19 protein-coding genes are annotated in these 17,992 nt (G+C 44.2%); all 19 read right to left on the bottom strand.

Annotated features, from left to right (window positions below):
* Nucleotides 1-69: 69 nt before the first annotated feature.
* The gene (hisF, locus tag W7W_RS0107995; RefSeq protein ID WP_010663278.1) at nucleotides 70-825 is read right to left on the bottom strand and encodes an imidazole glycerol phosphate synthase subunit HisF; all 756 of its coding nucleotides are present in this window, start codon (nucleotides 823-825) and stop codon (nucleotides 70-72) included.
* 59 nt (nucleotides 826-884) lie between these two features.
* Nucleotides 885-1,253 (bottom strand): four helix bundle protein, encoded by a 369-nt coding sequence (locus tag W7W_RS0107990; RefSeq protein WP_010663277.1) that lies wholly within the window; start codon nucleotides 1,251-1,253, stop codon nucleotides 885-887.
* A 113-nt stretch (nucleotides 1,254-1,366) separates the two neighbouring features.
* Nucleotides 1,367-2,098, bottom strand: coding sequence for a 1-(5-phosphoribosyl)-5-[(5-phosphoribosylamino)methylideneamino]imidazole-4-carboxamide isomerase (gene hisA / locus W7W_RS0107985; protein ID WP_010663276.1), 732 nt, complete (start codon nucleotides 2,096-2,098; stop codon nucleotides 1,367-1,369).
* Nucleotides 2,099-2,184: 86 nt separating this feature from the next.
* Complete coding sequence (gene hisH / locus W7W_RS0107980) at nucleotides 2,185-2,784, bottom strand: imidazole glycerol phosphate synthase subunit HisH (RefSeq protein WP_010663275.1); 600 nt, start codon at nucleotides 2,782-2,784, stop codon at nucleotides 2,185-2,187.
* A complete protein-coding gene (locus W7W_RS0107975) occupies nucleotides 2,784-3,305 on the bottom strand; it encodes a peroxiredoxin family protein (RefSeq protein WP_025006763.1) in 522 nt (173 codons plus the stop codon). The genes hisH and W7W_RS0107975 overlap by 1 nt, the downstream gene beginning before the upstream one ends.
* 207 nt (nucleotides 3,306-3,512) lie before the next feature.
* Complete coding sequence (gene purU, locus W7W_RS0107970) at nucleotides 3,513-4,376, bottom strand: formyltetrahydrofolate deformylase (protein WP_010663273.1); 864 nt, start codon at nucleotides 4,374-4,376, stop codon at nucleotides 3,513-3,515.
* Nucleotides 4,377-4,535: 159 nt separating this feature from the next.
* Entirely contained in the window at nucleotides 4,536-5,321 is a 786-nt protein-coding gene (gene trpA, locus W7W_RS0107965; protein ID WP_010663272.1) for a tryptophan synthase subunit alpha, read from the bottom strand.
* A gap of 88 nt (nucleotides 5,322-5,409) precedes the next feature.
* Nucleotides 5,410-6,600 carry a tryptophan synthase subunit beta gene (gene trpB / locus W7W_RS0107960; RefSeq protein ID WP_010663271.1) on the bottom strand — a complete coding sequence of 397 codons (1,191 nt, stop codon included), beginning with the start codon at nucleotides 6,598-6,600 and terminating at the stop codon, nucleotides 5,410-5,412.
* Between the two features lie 18 nt (nucleotides 6,601-6,618).
* Nucleotides 6,619-7,257: a phosphoribosylanthranilate isomerase gene (locus W7W_RS0107955; protein WP_025006764.1), complete on the bottom strand. Its 639-nt coding sequence runs from the start codon at nucleotides 7,255-7,257 to the stop codon at nucleotides 6,619-6,621.
* A 23-nt stretch (nucleotides 7,258-7,280) separates the two neighbouring features.
* Nucleotides 7,281-8,084, bottom strand: a complete 804-nt coding sequence (trpC, locus tag W7W_RS0107950; RefSeq protein ID WP_010663269.1) for an indole-3-glycerol phosphate synthase TrpC — start codon at nucleotides 8,082-8,084, stop codon at nucleotides 7,281-7,283.
* Nucleotides 8,085-8,102: 18 nt separating this feature from the next.
* Entirely contained in the window at nucleotides 8,103-9,098 is a 996-nt protein-coding gene (trpD, locus tag W7W_RS0107945; RefSeq protein WP_010663268.1) for an anthranilate phosphoribosyltransferase, read from the bottom strand.
* Nucleotides 9,099-9,319: 221 nt separating this feature from the next.
* Nucleotides 9,320-9,889, bottom strand: a complete 570-nt coding sequence (locus W7W_RS0107940; RefSeq protein WP_010663267.1) for an anthranilate synthase component II — start codon at nucleotides 9,887-9,889, stop codon at nucleotides 9,320-9,322.
* 88 nt (nucleotides 9,890-9,977) lie between these two features.
* On the bottom strand, nucleotides 9,978-11,402 hold the full coding sequence (locus W7W_RS0107935; protein ID WP_010663266.1) for an anthranilate synthase component I family protein: 1,425 nt from the start codon (nucleotides 11,400-11,402) through the stop codon (nucleotides 9,978-9,980).
* 293 nt (nucleotides 11,403-11,695) lie between these two features.
* The gene (locus tag W7W_RS0107930) at nucleotides 11,696-12,628 is read right to left on the bottom strand and encodes a LysR substrate-binding domain-containing protein (protein WP_010663265.1); all 933 of its coding nucleotides are present in this window, start codon (nucleotides 12,626-12,628) and stop codon (nucleotides 11,696-11,698) included.
* Nucleotides 12,629-12,720: 92 nt separating this feature from the next.
* A complete protein-coding gene (dnaJ, locus tag W7W_RS0107925; protein ID WP_010663264.1) occupies nucleotides 12,721-13,878 on the bottom strand; it encodes a molecular chaperone DnaJ in 1,158 nt (385 codons plus the stop codon).
* Nucleotides 13,879-13,893: 15 nt separating this feature from the next.
* Nucleotides 13,894-14,514 (bottom strand): nucleotide exchange factor GrpE, encoded by a 621-nt coding sequence (gene grpE / locus W7W_RS0107920; RefSeq protein ID WP_010663263.1) that lies wholly within the window; start codon nucleotides 14,512-14,514, stop codon nucleotides 13,894-13,896.
* 165 nt (nucleotides 14,515-14,679) lie between these two features.
* Nucleotides 14,680-15,207: a TlpA family protein disulfide reductase gene (locus tag W7W_RS0107915; RefSeq protein WP_025006765.1), complete on the bottom strand. Its 528-nt coding sequence runs from the start codon at nucleotides 15,205-15,207 to the stop codon at nucleotides 14,680-14,682.
* A 286-nt stretch (nucleotides 15,208-15,493) separates the two neighbouring features.
* Nucleotides 15,494-16,798 (bottom strand): UDP-N-acetylglucosamine 1-carboxyvinyltransferase, encoded by a 1,305-nt coding sequence (gene murA / locus W7W_RS0107910; protein ID WP_010663261.1) that lies wholly within the window; start codon nucleotides 16,796-16,798, stop codon nucleotides 15,494-15,496.
* Between the two features lie 312 nt (nucleotides 16,799-17,110).
* Nucleotides 17,111-17,719, bottom strand: coding sequence for a DUF4290 domain-containing protein (locus W7W_RS0107905; protein ID WP_010663260.1), 609 nt, complete (start codon nucleotides 17,717-17,719; stop codon nucleotides 17,111-17,113).
* Nucleotides 17,720-17,992: the final 273 nt, after the last annotated feature.

Genomic DNA, 17,992 nt, shown 5'->3' with positions numbered 1-17,992 from the left:
ATGTTGTTTGTGTTTTTACATAATTATCTGAGGACAAAGATAATGATTTGTCCGGCATGGCTTGCAAGGTTACCGAATGGAGATACCTTCGTTTTTCAGATAGCTCTTCAATTCGGGTATGGGTATTTCATTAAAGTGGAAAATGCTGGCGGCCAAACCGGCATCGGCCTTTCCTTTGGTAAATACATCCTTGAAATGTTCTTTGGTACCGGCTCCTCCCGAGGCGATGATGGGAATGCCTCGTTCATCGGAGAGTTTGGCCAGGGCATCGTTGGCAAATCCCTGCTTTACACCATCGTGATCCATACTGGTGAACAGGAGCTCGCCGGCTCCTCTCTCTTCTGCCTCCCGGGCCCAGCTGAAGAGTCGTTTTTCTGTGGGGATACGACCTCCGTTTACCGTTACCGCCCAGTCGTCTCCGGTAATTTGTTTGGCATCGATGGCCACCACCACAAACTGGCTGCCGAAATGCTGCGCCATATCGCTAATCAATTGTGGATTCCTGACTGCCGAAGAGTTGATGGATATCTTGTCGGCTCCTGCGCTCAGCAGTGCATCGGCATCGCTTAACTCACTAATGCCGCCCCCTACTGTAAACGGGATGTTGATGTGCCGGGCAATTTTTTTCACAAGATCTACGAAGGTTTTCCGCTTTTCGTGGCTGGCAGTGATGTCCAGAAACACCAGTTCGTCTGCACCCTGCTGTGCGTAAAGGGCACCCAGTTCCACCGGATCACCTACCTCTTTAATATCCAGAAATTTTACGCCTTTTACCGTCTGTCCGTTGCGGATATCCAGGCATGGTATGATTCTTTTTGCGAGCATGATATAGTGAATAGTTTTTAGTCAGTAGTCAGTAGTTTGAATTGTATTATATTTTAGGTTTAAAGGGACTCTTTGAGTTTACGGATCAGGGCAGAAAGCATTTTTGCAATTTCCACACTGTCAAGGTCAAAATTATCATATTCTTCTTTTTCAATATAGGCCAATCTGTAGCATATCTCCATTTGGGTTTGTAACTCGTAAAGTGAGCCCATTGATATTTGCAGAAATCTAATGAAATCTCTTGTTTGATTTCGTCCATACCCTTCTGCAATGTTGCTTGGGACGGACACGACACTCCTTTGCATTTGCGAAATTAACCCGAAATTTTCAATTTGAGGGAGCTTCTTAATACTGGAATGGACAGTAACTGTGAGGTTCATGGACTTTTGCCAAACCAATAGGTCTTTAAATGAATTGAATTTTTTCATGATGGTTTGAGTTAAGTGTTAATTATATAATTCTCTCACCAGAGAAAATGGTATTTTCTATTCTCTACTGGCTACTGACTATTCTCTACTGACTATTCCCTACTGACTCCTACCTACCCTCTACTCCTCCTCTCAATCTCTTCCATCTTAATTCTTCCTTCATAAATGGCTTTCCCAAAAATTACCGCCGGCACACCTGCTTCCTCCAGTTCATCGATGTCTTTCATGCTGCTCACACCGCCGCTTGCAATAAGATACAGATCCGGGAAATTGGCCAGTATCTCCTTGTATAACTCTGTTGACGGGCCTTCAAGCATTCCATCTTTGCTGATATCGGTACAAATGGTTTGGGTCACTCCTTTGCTGATGTATTCTTTCAGGAAATCCATCAGGTCGAGTTCGGAGGTTTCCAGCCAGCCTGATGTGGCGATTTTCCGATCTTTGGCGTCGGAGCCGAGGATGATTTTTTCAGGACCATGGGTGGTAAGCCACTGCAAAAATTCGTCAGGGTTCTTTACGGCGATGCTTCCTCCGGTAACCATTTGGGCTCCGCTTTCGAAGGCAATGCGCAAATCCTCACTCGTTTTTAGCCCGCCGCCGAAATCAATGGTCAGACTCGTTTTCCCGGCGATGGTCTCAAGTACTTTGTAGTTGACAATATGTCCAGCCTTGGCACCATCCAAATCCACCAGGTGAAGCCGTGTGATGCCGTTGTCTTCAAATTGTCTGGCCACTTCCAGTGGATGTTCATTGTAAGTTTTCTGTGTGCTGTAATCTCCTTTGCTGAGTCTTACACATTTTCCTCCGATGATGTCTATCGCGGGTATTAATTCGATTGATTGCATTTATTGAAAGTATGATTTCTAAACTCTAACATCTAAATTCTAACCTCTAGCCTCTAACTTCTAGCCTCTAGCTTCTATCTCCGCCCCTACATTTCTAAGAAATTCCTGAGTATCTGCTCTCCTGCTTTACTACTTTTCTCCGGGTGAAACTGGGTGGCGTAGAAATTGTCTTTTCGAAGGGCTGCACTAAAGGGATGGATGTAATTGCTTTCTGCAGCAGTGTCGGGACCTGTAGCAACATAAAAACTGTGTACAAAATAGACAAATTCGTTCTCCAGCTCTTTATTGAACAGCGGTTCCCTGACATTGGTAAGCTGGTTCCAGCCCATATGCGGGATTTTTATGTTTCCGGAGTCCTTTGGCGGGGCTATAAACTTCTTTACTTTTTCATCGAAAATTCCCAGGCAGGGGATGTCACCCTCTTCCGAGTGGCTGCACATCAATTGCATTCCCAGGCAGATTCCCAGCACGGGTTGCTTCAGCGTTGGAATCAATTGATCGAGCCCCTCTTTTTTTAGGTAGGCCATTGTTGTGCTGGCTTCTCCTACTCCCGGAAAAATAACTTTATCGGCTTTCCGGATGGTATCATGATCGGCTGTGATTTCTGCCTGATACCCCAGACGTTCCAGTGCAAAGCTAACCGATTGGATATTACCGGCATTATATTTTATAATTACAATCTTCATTACTTCATCAATTGGTCGATCTTTTCCACGAGGCCTGAGAATTCTTCCTCGTTAAAAAGCCGCGTTAGAAAAACGATTTTACCATCACGGTCAATCAATACATTTCGTGTTACTCCTGCTTTTTTCTTGGCGTAAAGCTGAAAAATTTCAGCTCCGGGATCCAGTGCAAGAGGGTAGGAAATGCCTGTTTCTTTGGCAAACTCTTTTACGGTTTCAAGTGGCTCGTCCCGATCAATGCCAATAACAATCAGCCCTTTGTCCTTGTAGGACTGCCATATTTCATTTTCAATATGGGGCATCTCTTTTCGACATACACCACACCAGCTGGCAGTAAATTGTAGCATTACAACTTTTCCCCGGGTTTCCTCGAGTCGGAAAGTCTCACCGTTCGCCAGTGTGGCTTCAAAAAGCGGAGCTTTATCGCCGACATCAACGATGTACCCCCGGTGATTAGTCTGGCTCTCGCAACTGAAACCGATCATGACCATCACTATAAAAAAGAGGTGTTTTAGTTTTAGCATAGCGTTATATTTAGTGCCCGTCTATAAAGTCGGGAAAATTTCTAACTGAAGCTGTGTCTGTCCATAAACTAAGCGTTTTTCACGTGTTTGAGATAGAAAGTTCAAATTCAAGGCGTGTGAAAAATCTAAACCGCAGAATACTAATGTATTTGAGGATTTAGATTTTGAGCAACAACGCAGAAGTTGGACTTTTTAGACCAACACTATTTAGGCAAAAACAACCGTTTTGTTATTGTAAACCAATGTTTTTCTGTCCAGGTGAGCTTTTACGGCTCTCGAAAGAACTATTTTTTCAATGTCTTTTCCTTTTTGCACCAGACTTTCGACCGAATCATGGTGCGAAATCCGGATGATGTCCTGCTCAATGATGGGGCCGGCATCCAGATCCGTGGTTACATAATGGCTGGTGGCTCCGATAATTTTTACCCCGCGTGAATGGGCTGCATGATATGGTTTGGCTCCTGCAAAAGCCGGGAGAAAAGAGTGGTGGATGTTGATAACCTTGTTGGGGAAATTGCTTACAAAATCAGAAGAAAGAATTTGCATATATCTGGCCAAAACGATAAAATCCACATTGTGCTCTTTCAGTATCTCCAGCTCTTTCAGTTCTTGTTCCTTTTTGTTGTCTTTGGTCACAGCCACATGATAAAACGGAATTTCGAAACGTTTGGCCACCTTTTCCATTTCCTGATGGTTGCTGATGATAACGGGGATGTTCACCTTCAGTTCTCCGGCCTCGTAACGGGCCAGCAGATCGTAAAGACAGTGTGAACTTTTGGAAACAAATATCCCCATCCTGGGAATTTGATCCGAAAACTTCAGATCCCAGACCATTTCCAGCGGTTTGCCCAGAAGGGGCCCGAACACGGTTCCGATATCGTCACGCTCCAGCATGAAGCCATTCAGTTCCCACTCTACCCGCATGAAGAAACGGTTTTCTTCACGGTTGGTATATTGATCCAGGGCAACGACATTTCCTTTGTTTTGATGTATAAAATCGGTGACACGGGCTACAATTCCACCCTGGTCGGGGCAATGAATTCGTAATATTGCTGTTTGGTTTTTTGACATATTTGTAACTGTTTTGGCTACAAAAGTAATAAATTAAAAAGCGATAAGGGGCTCCGTGGCTTAGTTTGTTAGAAGAGTGGATGGAATACCGGATTACTTTCATCTCTCACCCCTCATCAGCTCATTCCTCAATCCTTATCAGCTTACTCCTCACCCCCATTATTCTGCGTTCTTTCCCGTTTTCATCTTCTTGATGAAGGAGATAATTCCCTCCTCGTCATCGCCGGCTTGTTCCAGATGTTTTATAAAAGCACTTCCCACAATTGCCCCATGGGCATATTGACACACATTTTTATAGGTGTCATGGTTGCTGATGCCAAAGCCCACCATGCGTGGAGAGCTGAGCTGCAAGGTGTTGACCCGCTCAAAGTATTCAATTTGTTGGGCCGATAATCCGTCCCGGGCCCCAGTTACAGCCGCTGAGGATACCATGTAAATAAAGGAGGTGGATGCGCTGTCCAGTTTCTTGATTCGCTCTTCCGGAGTTTGCGGGGTTATCAGGAAAATATTGCTGAGTCCGTGGGAGGTGAATAGTTCCTGAAACTCTTCCACATAAGTTTCATAAGGAAGATCGGGCAGAATCAGTCCACTAACATTGTTCTTTTTACATTCTTCTACAAATTTCTCAGGGCCGAATTTGAGTACCGGGTTGAGGTATCCCATTAATATGATGGGGATAGATACTTCTCCTTTAATTTCAGATAGCTGTTCAAACAACTTTTTAAGTGTCATGCCGTTTTGGAGGGCAATGGTACTGCTGTTCTGAATAACCGGACCGTCAGCCAGCGGATCGGAGTAGGGCATTCCAATTTCCACGAAATCCACTCCTGCTTTTTCGAGCGATTTCAGAACTTTTACGGTGCTGTCGATATGGGGGAATCCTGCTGTGAAATAGACCGATAACAGGTCTTTCTTGCGTTGAAGCAGGGACTTTAATTTTTCCATTGGTATTGTTCTTTTTGTTTTTTGAAGGGTATCGTTGGTTTTAGCAATTTTGCATTATAACCGCCTGACGATTTTTGAATCCATCAGGTTAGGTTAATTTCAGGCGTTCCATGTAGGTTTTCATATCCTTGTCGCCGCGCCCCGAAATGGTAACAACCACATTTTCGCCCGATTTTAGATCCAGCTGGTTGAGTGCTGCCAGTGCATGTGCCGATTCCAGTGCAGGTATAATGCCTTCCTTTTGAGTAAGCTGGAGGGCCGCATCCAGTGCTTCCTGATCAGTAACCGAAAGGTATTTGGCCCTTCCGCTTTTTGCCAGCCAGGCATGGAGTGGTCCGATACCGGGATAATCCAATCCTGCAGAGATGCTGTACGGTTCGGTGATCTGGCCATCATCGGTTTGCATCAGGTTGGTCATGCTTCCGTGAATGACACCTGTTTCGCCCATGGCAATGGAGGCTGCTGTTTTCCCGGATGTCAGGCCTTCTCCGGCGGCTTCAGCCCCGATGAGTTGTACTTCCGGCTCGTCCAGAAAATGATAGAACGATCCGGCAGCGTTGGATCCTCCACCTACGCAGGCTACCACATAGTCGGGGTTGCTGTTGCCGGTTTTGTTTCTCATCTGCCACTGTATTTCGCCACTGATGACCGACTGCAGCCTGGCTACCATGTCGGGATAGGGGTGGGGACCGACTACAGATCCGATGAGATAGAAAGTATCCAGCGGATTGGCAATCCAGTCCCGCAAGGCTTCGTTGGTGGCATCTTTGAGGGTGCGACTGCCCGACATGGCGGGGCGGACATCGGCTCCCAGCATTTTCATGCGTGCTACATTGGGAGCCTGTCGCTCAATGTCGGTTTCACCCATATACACCACACACTCCAGTCCCATCAGGGCACAAACGGTTGCTGTGGCTACTCCATGCTGCCCGGCCCCGGTTTCAGCAATGATGCGTTTTTTCCCCATTTCATTGGCCAGCAAAATCTGGCCTATGGTGTTGTTGACTTTGTGACTGCCTGTGTGGTTGAGGTCTTCTCTTTTGAGCCAGATATTGCAACCATAATGGTCTGATAACCGGTCGGCGTGATAAAGAGGTGACGGCCGGCCGGCATAATCTTCGAGCAGTGTTTTAAAATCTTTTCGGAACGATTCCGAATTCATGATTCTCAGGTAGTTCTCTTTGAGATTTTCGATGTTGGGAATGAGCATCTCGGGGATGTATGCTCCTCCATAAGGACCGTAAAAGCCCCGTTCGTCGGGTTGAAATGAAGTTGACATATGGATTGAATTGTTTTTTTATTGTTGGCGAATAGTTTTGATAAATTGTTCTACTGAAGCGATGTCTTTAAAACCCGGAGCAGTTTCAAATTTACTGTTAATGTCCAGAGCATAGGGTCTGATGGGGCAATCTTTCAGGATTCCGGAAGCGTCTCCGTTTTCAATTCCGCCGCTTAAGAAGAAAGGACGGGAGAGATGAATCCCTTCCAGGATCGACCAGTCAAACTTCTTGCCGCTTCCTCCGTATTGGGCAGTGGGTGTATCAAACAGAAATAAGTCACAAACATCCTTGTATTGATTGGTGATTTCAATATCTGAATGTTGTTTTAGTGAAAACGCTTTGATGACTTCCAACCCTTCTTCTTTTAATTCCATGCATAGGTCTATTGATTCGTTTCCATGTAACTGAACCGTGTTTAGGTTATATATTTTGCAGGTATCTTTAATGGTTTGTGCATTTGCATTGACAAAAACGCCTGTTTTGTGAATGGCTTCAGGCAACAGGGCGGTGGTCTCCGGATTTAAAATATTACCGGCGAAACGAGGCGATTTAGGGTAGAAGATGAATCCCATATAGTCGGGCTCCAGCTTAGCCAGGTCCAGAATGTTCTGATGATCACGCATTCCGCATACCTTTATCTTTATCTTGTTTTGCATGATTTGTTCTTTATTTTCCCAGCTCACAACCGGGTGACGCTTTTTCCGATAACTTCCGCTTTTAGATTGGCACAAACCTGAGCGGGATCAGGGTGCTTCATGAAGTATTCTCCCATCAGAAAACCCTGAAAACCTGCATTTCTCAAGAATCTGAAATCATCTGCTGAATGTATTCCGCTTTCGGCAATGGGAAGGATGTGTGAGGGAAGCAGTGATATCATGTTGGCGGCGTGTTGCAAATCTACTTCAAAGGTCTTGAGGTTTCGATTGTTGATGCCTACCATATCTACATAACTGTTAATCATTGTTGCTTCGCTTTCATCATGTAACTCCATCAATACCTCCAGCCCCAGATAGTTTGCTAAAGCAGCAAGTTCTGCGGCTTGTTGTTTTTTGAGTATGGCTGCGATGAGCAAAATGGCACTGGCCCCAATGGCTTTGGCTTCATATATCTGATATGGATCGATGATGAACTCTTTGCGAATGATGGGGGTGTCCGTAAGGTCTCGGGCTTTACTAAGATCATCGTTATATCCGCCAAAGAATTGGGTGTCTGTAAGTACTGAAATCCCGGCGACTCCCACCTCTGAATATCCCGGTATGATATCTTCAACTTTTGCATTGGCATGAATCTGTCCTTTGCTGGGCGATTGTCTTTTAAACTCGGCGATGACCGGAAAATCACTCTTTTTTATCAGGTGTTCTTTTATTGAGGCTGTTGGAGCCGTGAAGTGCCGATAGTATTTTAGTTCTTTTATCGACACATTATCTTTTGCGGCAGTTACTTCCTTCTGTTTCTGTGCCACTATTTTATCCAGAATATTCATGAGTTTGAGATATATGGGTTAAACAATTTCCAGAAGTTTTTTTAAGGTGGCAGCTGCTTTTCCTCCTTCGAGCGAGTCGTGAGCTTTTTCCAGACATTGCTCAAAGGTTAGTTGCTCATCCATAGTGCCGATGGCCAGAGCAGCATTGGCAAGTACAGCATTCTTTTGGGCCGGGGTTCCTTGTTGGTTCAATACTTTTTTGAAAATGGAGGCTGATTCTTCCACCGTGTTGCCTCCGAAAATGTCTTCAGGACGGTTTACAGGCAACTTGATATCTTCCGGCTTTAGTAACTTTTCACCTTCGTGCGATATCACCTTAAAAGCATCTGTCAAAGATACTTCATCATAGCCGTCGATGCTGTGAACAATGCTGAATTTTGTTGTTGATTGCTGGTAAATATACTGATAAATGCGTGCCAGTTCCAGGCTGAAAACACCTACCAGCTGAAATTGCGGGTTGGCGGGATTTACCATTGGACCCAGCATATTGAAGAAGGTTTTAATCCCCAGTTCACGGCGGATGGGACCTACTGCTTTCATGGCCGGGTGAAAAAGTGGCGCGTGCAGGAAACAAATGCCTGCCTGGTCAATTTGCCTTTTTAGAAGATCATTGTCATTGGTGAATTTGTAGCCCAGATGTTCCATTACATTGGAGGAGCCACATGCAGAGCTGACCCCGGTGTTTCCGTGTTTCGCCACTTTGTAGCCTGCACCGGCTACCACGAGTGAGGCAAGTGTGGAGATATTGAAAGTGTTTTTTCCGTCACCTCCGGTGCCACACATGTCAATGGTCTGAAAATCCGACAAATCTACACGCTTGCATTGTTCCAACAGCCCGTCCCGAAATCCTGATAACTCTTCAACGGTTACAGGGCGCATCATGAAAACGGACAGAAACGCTACGACTTCTGATTTGCTGTAGTTTTCACTGGTAATGTTGACGAGTATTTCTTTGGCCTCTGCTTTTGAGAGGGTGTTATACTCGAATAGTCTTTTTAATGTTGGCTGTAACATTTTTCCAGGTGTTAAAATTAAATATTGGCATCATCGTTTGATGCACTGGTGATATTGCGAAGAGGATAACGATTAAGCTGATTTCCTGTTTTGAGATTTGAATGGATGACTGATCATTCTATTCATCAATTTGCTTTTGAAATCCCGTTAACCTTTGGTAGCTCTATGTTTTTGAAGTCAGGTTTTTTATATTGACTACTGACTAAAAACTACTCACTAAATTATCCTTCAAGCCAGTTTTTTATCATTTGCTTTCCATGCTCGGTAAGGATTGATTCGGGATGGAACTGAACTGCTCTGACATCATATTTTTTGTGGGTGATGGCCATGATTTGTCCCTGAATATCCCGTGCAGTGATGTTCAATTCTTTCGGAAGGTCTTTTTCATTGACCACCCATGAGTGGTATCTGCCACCCATGAAGGTGTCAGGCAGTGTGTTAAAAAGCATTTCGTTGCGGTCGCATACGCTGATGGGGGTGGCGATGCCATGATATACCTTCGGTAGGTTATAGATGGATCCACCAAAAACTTCGGCTATGGCCTGACAACCCAGGCAAACTCCAAAAATGGAATGGGTAGGGGCGAGCTCTTTTATCAGCGGCTTTAGTATTCCCGCCTCATCGGGAATTCCCGGGCCCGGTGATAAAACAATCTTGTCGTAAGCACGCGCTTCTTCGATGGTGATTTTATCGTTCCGGAAAACATCCACTTCCTGGTCGGCTATTTCCTCCAGATAATGCACCAGATTGTAGGTGAATGAATCGTAGTTGTCTATAACGAGTATCTTCATTTTTTTGTTTTTTTGCAAAGCCAAAATGACGGTCTTTGTCGGGTTGTTAGTTCTTTTTTCTATTCTCTGCTGACTGTTAACTAAAAAACTAGAACTCTGCAGCCATTTCGATCGCCTTCTTCAAGGCCCCCAGCTTGTTGTTTACCTCCTGAAGTTCCTTCTTTTCAACAGACTCTGAAACCACTCCCGCTCCTGCCTGATAGAAGAGTGTGTTGTCTTTGCTTAGGAACGACCGTATCATAATGGCTTGGTTAAATGAACCATCCAGTCCCAGTTTTCCGATGCAACCGCCATAGTATCCCCGATTGTGAGGTTCATATTTGTCAATAAGTTGCATGGCTTTGTACTTAGGTGCTCCGGATAAGGTTCCGGCAGGAAATGTGTCAGCCATGACACGAGCAACGGCATTGGGGTCTCTTAACTTTCCGGTTACTTCAGATACAAGGTGGAGTACATGGCTGTAGTACTGAACTTCTTTGTAGGTTTTTACTTCCACCTCTTTACAGTTACGGCCAAGGTCGTTTCTGGCAAGGTCCACCAGCATTACATGCTCTGCATTCTCTTTTGGGTCCTGGCTAAGCTCTTCGGCCAGTTTCATATCTTTCAGGTCGTCTCCTGTGCGGCGGAATGTACCGGCAATGGGATTGATGGTAGCCAGTCCTTTTTCAATGACAAGCTGACTTTCCGGAGAAGACCCCATCAGGCGGTAATTGCCATAATCGAAATAGAAAAGATAAGGTGAGGGGTTGATGTGGCGCAATGCCCGGTAAACATTGAATTCATCGCCTTTGAATGCCTGCGAGAACTGGCGCGACAATACAATCTGAAAGACATCTCCCCGATAACTGTGTTCTTTACCTTTGGTGACCATTTCCATATACTGTTGCTCGTTCAGAGGCGATTGTTCATGTTCAATGGGGGAGAAATAAAAGGAGGGTACCGAGCGGTTTTTTAGAATTTCCAGTGTGTCATTTAAAGACGACTCCTGACCTGGAAGAAGATGTTCCACCAGGTAAAGCTGGTTGGTGAAATGATTAAAGGCAATAACAGACTGGTAGAGGTGATAACGGATATCGGGTATGGCGTGGGGAGCTTCCGTGTTAATATTAAGTGTGATATCTTCAAAATAGCGGATGGCATCATAGGAGGTATAGCCATAAAGACCGGAAGCGGGAACCGGGCACTTTTTTTGTTCTGTTTCCGGGATGTCAAAACTGTCGATAAATTCCTGCATTATCTGAGGTACAGATTTCTGGCCCGGTAGCTTGATCTCCGATTTGTTTCCGTCAGGAAAGCGGGTCCTTACGGTTTCTTTGTTAACGATAAAATCGGCGATGGGGTTGAAGCAGATGAAGGAGAGGGAATTGTTTCCGCTATGATAGTCTGAACTTTCCAGAAGAATGGTATTGGGGAACAGATCCCGAAGTTTCAGATAAATGCTTACCGGAGTTACTACATCGCCCACGTGGGCCGGAATACGACTGCATGAGAGATTTAATTTTTGCTTTTTCATAGGTATCGGTTGTTTTTCTGTTTTCGATGTTGAGATAAAAAAAAGGCTCACCGGGATTTCCGGTAAGCCTTTCTGTATTATGCTTTTGTTACAAATTTGAGCATGAAGACACCACCTTAATCCCTCTGAGGAAAAAAGAAATGACGCCACCACCAAATATTTGCAACTGAAATGTTCATGTTTTTGCTTAATTGCGGGTCAGACCCACTATTTATGACATTTGTTATGTTTTAGACTTTGCAAGTTTAGGGAATGATTTTTTAAAATGCAAAATTTTTATGAAAGTTTTTTATTTACCTCCACTTAATCTTCTTCACACTCTTTGTTTTATTTATATTATCCGGCAGGTTGTCGAGTACGGCTGACTTTATTTGGTCAATCAACAACTGGCGGGTAAAGCTTTGGTGTACCACAATGCTCACTTCCCTTACCGGCTCTGGTACAGTGAACCTCCTGACAAACGGGCGGTCAGTCATAGAATCAACCGATAATTCAGGCACCAGGGTATATCCGATTCCTTTGCGCACCATTGCTTTAAGGGCTTCTATGCTTCCGCTTTCGTAATAAAACCCAAAGGCATTGTTGGCCTGATTGGCTTTGCCACAAATGTCAAGTGTTTGATTGCGAAAACAATGCCCTTCTGTTAAAACCAGTACCTTTGCGGGATCCAAAAGGTTGTCCTCGATGAATTCATTGTGCATATAAGGATGGTCATAGGGGGCATAAAACAGGAATGGCTCATAAAAGAGGGGTATTTCCCTGATTTGTCTTTCCTCTGTCGGGGTAACCATTAAGCCTATGTCTATCCGGTCGTTGTGCAGTGCTTTCAGCAGCTGCTCTGACTCAAGTTCTTCGATCCGCAAGTGCGTATTTGGATTCTCGCTGATGAACTGAGGCAGGAAACGCGGGATAAGGTATGGTGCCAGCGTGGGAATGATACCGAGACGGAATTCTCCTTCGATGCTTTTCTTTTCGTGACTGACATAATTGCGCAAATCTGAAATTTCCCGGAGGATCTGACGGGCCCGGATAATGATCTCTTCGCCTGCCGGAGTGGGTTCAATGGGTTTCCTGGACCGGTTAAATATTTGCACACCTATTTCGTCTTCCATCTTGCGCACCTGCATGGTGAGCGTTGGTTGGGTGATGTGGCAGCTTTCGGCGGCATCGACAAAATGACGATGATCGTCAAGGGCCACAATATATTCCAGTTGTTGGATATTCATATTTTGCGTTTTAACGAGGCAAAAGATATAAAAAAAACGGGAATCCTTTCCCGGATACCCGTTTTGTGGTATTTTATAAACAGTTTCAACAATTAAAAGATGTCTTTCATTTTACTGAAAAAACCATTCTGCTCATTCCCGGCTTTTGGTGTGAAAGAATCTGATTCTTTAAGTTTTTCTAGTGTTTTCCGCTCCTCTTTGGATACATCGGAGGGAATCCACACATTGACACGAACCAGTAAATCACCGCGATGATAACTGTTTACTTCGGGTAATCCTTTTCCCCGAAGGCGGAGGATTTTTCCGGGCTGAGTGCCTGGTTCAATTTTAACTTTAACTTTACTTTCCACCGTTGGGATTTCTGCCGGAGTCCCCATTATGGCATCAGGTACACTCAGTTGCAAATGATATATCAGGTCACTGCCATCGCGAATCAACTCCGGATGTTTCTCTTCCTGAATAAGTACCAGTAAATCGCCGTTAATTCCACCTCGTCGGGCAGCATTTCCTTTGCCGGAAACTGATAGTTGCATACCTTCTTCCACGCCGGCCGGGATATTGATGCTGACGACCTCTTCGGTTCGCATAACACCATCTCCGTTACAATGCGCACATTTTTTGGTGATGGTTTTACCTTCCCCGTTACATGTGGGGCAGGTGGAGCGTGTTTGCATCTGCCCGAGAATGGTGTTGGCAACTCTGGTTACCTGGCCGGATCCACCACAGGTGGAGCAGTTGCTGTAAGCTGTTCCGCCATCAGCTCCGGTACCGTTGCAATGATCGCAGGAGACGTATTTTTTAACTTTTATTTTTTTCTCGACACCGTTGGCAATTTCTTTCAGGGTAAGTTTTACTTTCACCCGGAGATTAGACCCTTTGTTTACGCGTTGCCCGCCACGGGAAGAGCCTCCGAATCCGCCAAAACCTCCGAATCCGCCAAAGCCGCCACCGAAAATATCTCCAAAGTGCGAGAATATGTCGTCCATACTCATTCCGCCACCTCCGAAACCACCTCCGGAAGCACCGCCTACACCGGCATGTCCAAATTGATCGTATCGTTGTCGTTTCTCTGCATTTCCAAGTACTTCATAGGCCTCCGCTGCCTCCTTGAACTTATCTTCTGCCTCTTTGTCACCGGGGTTTTTGTCGGGGTGAAATCTCAGGGCTTTTTTTCGATAAGCTTTTTTTATCTCTTCAGCACTTGCACTTTTCGAAACCTCCAGTACTTCGTAATAGTCTCTTTTTGACATGATAATATTTTGGTTTTATTCTCCAACAACAACTTTGGGATAGCGAATCACTTTGTCGTTGAGTTTGTAGCCTTTTTGAACACAGTCGATGATTTTCCCTTTCATATCTTCCGATGGTGCCGGAATCTTAGTGATGGCTTCATGAGTCTCGCTGTCAAACTCCTGATTTTCTGTGGCGATTTCCACGACTCCCTGTTGTTTCAGGAATTCCTGAAATTTATTGTATATCAGGTCTATGCCTTCTTTTACTGCGTCAAGATCGCTGGCAGTTCCCAGGTGTGCTCTTGCTCTGTCGAAGTCATCGATAACGGGGAGTATGCCTGCAAGAATGCCCTCTCCTGCGCTTTTTGACAGTTCCATTTTTTCCTTCAGGGTTCTTTTTCTGAAGTTGTCGTATTCAGCAATTAGTCGCAGGTGTTTGTCGTTCAAGTCCTCAAGCTGCCTTTTTAACAGAGTTTGTTCATCTTCGGCATCTTGCATGGCTTCTTCACATTTATCTTCTGATTTTATCTCTTCGGCTTCCTTGTCGGTGGCTTCAGTAGTTGCTTTTTCTTGTGTTTCTTCAGTCTTTTTGTCTGAAGTTTCCTGAGCCTCAGCCTGTTTTGTTTTTTCTTCAGTTGCTTTTTTTCTGCTCATATCTTGTAGTCTTTTTTTTAATATTTGGCGCACAAAGGTATGCAATTTCTTTGCCATATTAAAAAGAGGGACATTTTGGCATAACGACTACCGCAAAAATGACAAAGACAGCAAAAAGTCGATGCTTTTTACTGTCCTTGAATCCCTGTAAATAATTACAAAAAGCTATTTTCTGAGTCGTGCTAATGTCTGGTCGATTTTCCTTATGTCATTGGTCACTGCCACAATCCGTCCATCACCGTCCACCAGATAGTTTTTCATTTGTTCTTCTACCTCAAAATCCTTGGCCAGATTTGATTCACGACCCTGGAAATTACAAATGTGATTTAGTGTTTCCAGATTGTCTCGTTGAATAACCTGATTCAAGGGGGTTTTAAACCTGTCAAGAGATATGCTGACAATCACCAGATCTTTTCCGTTGAGGAATTCCTGATTGCTGTAATTTGTGAGCATCTCTGTTTTTAATGGATTTTCCACCCTTGATTGAGCATCATAGGACGCCCAGAAGTCAATCAGTACCATTTTGCCTTTCAGGTCTTCGCTAGTAAGGCGAGTCCCATCCAAAAGAGGTTCACTGATCTCAGGAACTTTATTACCGATGTCAAGCCCAACACGTGGTTCAGGAGAACCATTGATGAAAGACAGAAATACAATTCCTGTTAGTGTGATGATTATTAGTAACTTGTTCTTCATAAGCATAGTCTTTCCCGAAATGTTACTGCACAAAGTTTCAATAAATTATTCGGACTGGTCAAAGTTTTTAGATGAATACCATCAAAAGAGTGACCAGTGGTTTTAATTGCGCAACAAAACTATGCTGTAAAACATGAAAAAAAGCGGGTTGTTTGTTTTGAAAAATGCTTATAAATTATATCTTTAATGCGTCGATATATTAAGCCGCTGATTATGAGGCAGTCAAAGACGAGTTAAAAAGGTGTAAAAAAGACAAAATAAAGGCCTCTATTAAAGAAATATTTCTTCAAATGCGCTTGATTTTAGCTCCCAACCGGTTTAATCGCTGGTCGATTTGCTCATAACCCCGGTCGATTTGCTCGATGTTATGAATGACGCTTTTACCCTTGGCGGAAAGAGCTGCAATGAGTAGAGCTACACCGGCCCGAATGTCAGGAGAAGTCATAACACTAGCTCGCAGCGGCGCTTCCTGATTCAGACCAATCACTGTTGCACGGTGGGGATCGCATAATATAATCCGGGCACCCATATCAATGAGTTTATCCACAAAGAACAAGCGGCTTTCAAACATCTTCTGATGAATGAGAACACTTCCGTTGGCCTGTGTTGCCACCACCAGAAATACACTTAGAAGATCCGGGGTTAATCCCGGCCAGGGGGCATCTGAGATGGTCATAATAGAACCATCAATGAAGGTCTCGATGGTATATTTTTGTTTTGGAGGAATGTATATTTCGTTTTTACTTATGTGCATATTGATGCCCATCCGTTTGAATGCTAGTGGGATGATTCCCAGGTGGTCGGTGGCTGCATCCTTGATGGTTATTTCGCTTCCGGTCATTGCTGCAAGGCCGATAAAACTGCCTATTTCAATCATGTCGGGCAGAATGCGATGTTTGCATCCTTTCAGTGTTTTAACCCCTTCAATGGTCAACAGGTTGGACCCTACTCCAATAATTTTTGCCCCCATGGAGATGAGCATCCGACAGAGTTGCTGGATGTAAGGCTCGCAGGCTGCATTATAAATGACAGTTTTGCCCGGAGTCATTACTGCTGCCATCACTATGTTGGCTGTGCCGGTAACGGATGCTTCATCCAAAAGCATGTATGATCCTTCCAGCTTTTCTGCATGAACGGTATAAAATATATCGTCGGAGTCGAAATTGAATGTGGCACCCAGTTTCTCAAAGCCAAAAAAGTGAGTGTCCATGCGTCGTCTCCCTATTTTGTCACCTCCCGGTTTTGGGAAATAAGCCTTTCCAAAACGTGCCAGCAGTGGGCCCATGATCATAATGGAACCTCTAAGCGAGGCTGCTCGCTTTCGGAACTCTTTGGTCTTCAGATAGTCAAGGTTGATGTTTTCAGCTTTGAAGCTGCACTTTTTGGAAGAGAGACGTTTTACCGTTACACCCAGATCTTTTAAAAGGTCAATCAGGTTGTTGACATCCAAAATGTCCGGAAGATTATCAATAATAACTTCCTCGGGTGATAGTAAAACGGCACAAATAACTTGCAGGGCTTCATTTTTCGCACCCTGGGGTGTGATCTCGCCCTTTAATTGCAGACCCCCCTGCACTTCGAAGCTGTTCATTGTTCTGGGTGATTTTGTAAAATTATTTCCGGTAAGAAGTTAGTCTTTGCAAGAAAACGCCAACTACTGCGTTATTCTTGTTTTTGAATCAGTTATTTATGAAAAATAAACTCCTTAGATTCAAAAACTTGCGCCACCGCTAAAGCTTTGGCCGGCACGCGGTCGAAAGCCTTGTATTTGGCGACTTCTTATCAAATATAGTGAAAGCAGAGTGAAGAGCCAGGCTTGCCTGGGCTATTCCTATTCCGAAGCGCATCCTATAATGTATAAAGACGCTAAATACCAGAGTTTCCTTGCAGACACTAGTTATAGTTAGTTGTTGTTTTTGCGAATGAATTTTTTCCGTTGACGATTGTGGTTGTTGTTGGTGTCTTTAAATTCACGGAAATCATTGATTCTTGCTTCTCCTTCAATCTTGATTTTGCCATTTGAGAGACGTTCTATATCGCTGAGAATGCGATCATCGGTTGCATTGTCTTTGTTCCAGTTGGACAAAGATTTTTTCATGTGATTTCCGATAAGCATGATGAGATGCCTTTTTAAGGGACCTTCTTCCATTTGGGAGGCCTCCTGTATCATTTCTTCTACGATGGTCCCGTAGTGTTTGAAAGTCATTTTACCCTGATTGTAGGCAACGGGGTCCGGTTTTGCCTGGAAGTTTTCGGGAACAGGAGGGTCGTACGGATAATCGATGTCCAATTTGAAGTCGGCCATAATGGCCAGATGGTCCCATAATTTATGTTTGAAATCACTGACATCACGCAGATGTGGAAATAAATTTCCCATTACGCCAATAATGGCTCTCGAAAATCGGGTTCTTTCTTCGCGGTCCTCAATGGTAAGTGCATGATCTACCATTTTCTGAATATGACGTCCATATTCAGGCAAGACCAGTTTCTTTCGGCTTGAATTATAATCCATTAGTTGTTTAAAAAAATTATTTTTTTGCTGATTAACGTAGCGTTTTAATTTATACTTCAGCAAGGTTCTTTTGAAAAAGGTAAGATGTCCGGAGTAGTGTCTTAAAAGCACCCGGACACCGGGTTCACAAGAGGGTTGTTATTGATGTTAACGCTGTGAAAGCCGGATTTCCGACCTCGGTTTTTGAATATAAAATTGTTTGTTATAACGGTAACCTCTCAAGTAAGTTTCAGGGTTTGCAAATATCGTATTTCATTGTTAAAAAAAACGAAC

Origin of the sequence: Marinilabilia salmonicolor JCM 21150 (genome assembly GCF_000259075.1) — a bacterium.
Taxonomy (GTDB): Bacteria; Bacteroidota; Bacteroidia; order Bacteroidales; family Marinilabiliaceae; genus Marinilabilia; species Marinilabilia salmonicolor.
This window is presented reverse-complemented; position numbering and strand designations above follow the sequence as displayed.

Excerpts from the sequence above, each read along its gene's own strand:
- W7W_RS0107935 (WP_010663266.1), bottom strand. The coding sequence starts at position 11,402 with ATGAAAAAGCAAAAATTAAATCTCTCATGCAGTCGTATTCCGGCCCAC.
- trpA (WP_010663272.1), bottom strand. The coding sequence starts at position 5,321 with ATGGAAAAATTAAAGTCCCTGCTTCAACGCAAGAAAGACCTGTTATCG.
- W7W_RS0107975 (WP_025006763.1), bottom strand. The coding sequence starts at position 3,305 with ATGCTAAAACTAAAACACCTCTTTTTTATAGTGATGGTCATGATCGGT.
- dnaJ (WP_010663264.1), bottom strand. The coding sequence starts at position 13,878 with ATGTCAAAAAGAGACTATTACGAAGTACTGGAGGTTTCGAAAAGTGCA.
- trpD (WP_010663268.1), bottom strand. The coding sequence starts at position 9,098 with ATGTTACAGCCAACATTAAAAAGACTATTCGAGTATAACACCCTCTCA.
- W7W_RS0107940 (WP_010663267.1), bottom strand. The coding sequence starts at position 9,889 with ATGAAGATACTCGTTATAGACAACTACGATTCATTCACCTACAATCTG.
- W7W_RS0107915 (WP_025006765.1), bottom strand. The coding sequence starts at position 15,207 with ATGAAGAACAAGTTACTAATAATCATCACACTAACAGGAATTGTATTT.
- purU (WP_010663273.1), bottom strand. The coding sequence starts at position 4,376 with ATGTCAAAAAACCAAACAGCAATATTACGAATTCATTGCCCCGACCAG.
- trpC (WP_010663269.1), bottom strand. The coding sequence starts at position 8,084 with ATGAATATTCTGGATAAAATAGTGGCACAGAAACAGAAGGAAGTAACT.
- hisH (WP_010663275.1), bottom strand. The coding sequence starts at position 2,784 with ATGAAGATTGTAATTATAAAATATAATGCCGGTAATATCCAATCGGTT.
- grpE (WP_010663263.1), bottom strand. The coding sequence starts at position 14,514 with ATGAGCAGAAAAAAAGCAACTGAAGAAAAAACAAAACAGGCTGAGGCT.
- murA (WP_010663261.1), bottom strand. The coding sequence starts at position 16,798 with ATGAACAGCTTCGAAGTGCAGGGGGGTCTGCAATTAAAGGGCGAGATC.
- W7W_RS0107990 (WP_010663277.1), bottom strand. The coding sequence starts at position 1,253 with ATGAAAAAATTCAATTCATTTAAAGACCTATTGGTTTGGCAAAAGTCC.
- hisA (WP_010663276.1), bottom strand. The coding sequence starts at position 2,098 with ATGCAATCAATCGAATTAATACCCGCGATAGACATCATCGGAGGAAAA.
- W7W_RS0107930 (WP_010663265.1), bottom strand. The coding sequence starts at position 12,628 with ATGAATATCCAACAACTGGAATATATTGTGGCCCTTGACGATCATCGT.
- W7W_RS0107955 (WP_025006764.1), bottom strand. The coding sequence starts at position 7,257 with ATGCAAAACAAGATAAAGATAAAGGTATGCGGAATGCGTGATCATCAG.
- hisF (WP_010663278.1), bottom strand. The coding sequence starts at position 825 with ATGCTCGCAAAAAGAATCATACCATGCCTGGATATCCGCAACGGACAG.
- trpB (WP_010663271.1), bottom strand. The coding sequence starts at position 6,600 with ATGTCAACTTCATTTCAACCCGACGAACGGGGCTTTTACGGTCCTTAT.
- W7W_RS0107905 (WP_010663260.1), bottom strand. The coding sequence starts at position 17,719 with ATGGATTATAATTCAAGCCGAAAGAAACTGGTCTTGCCTGAATATGGA.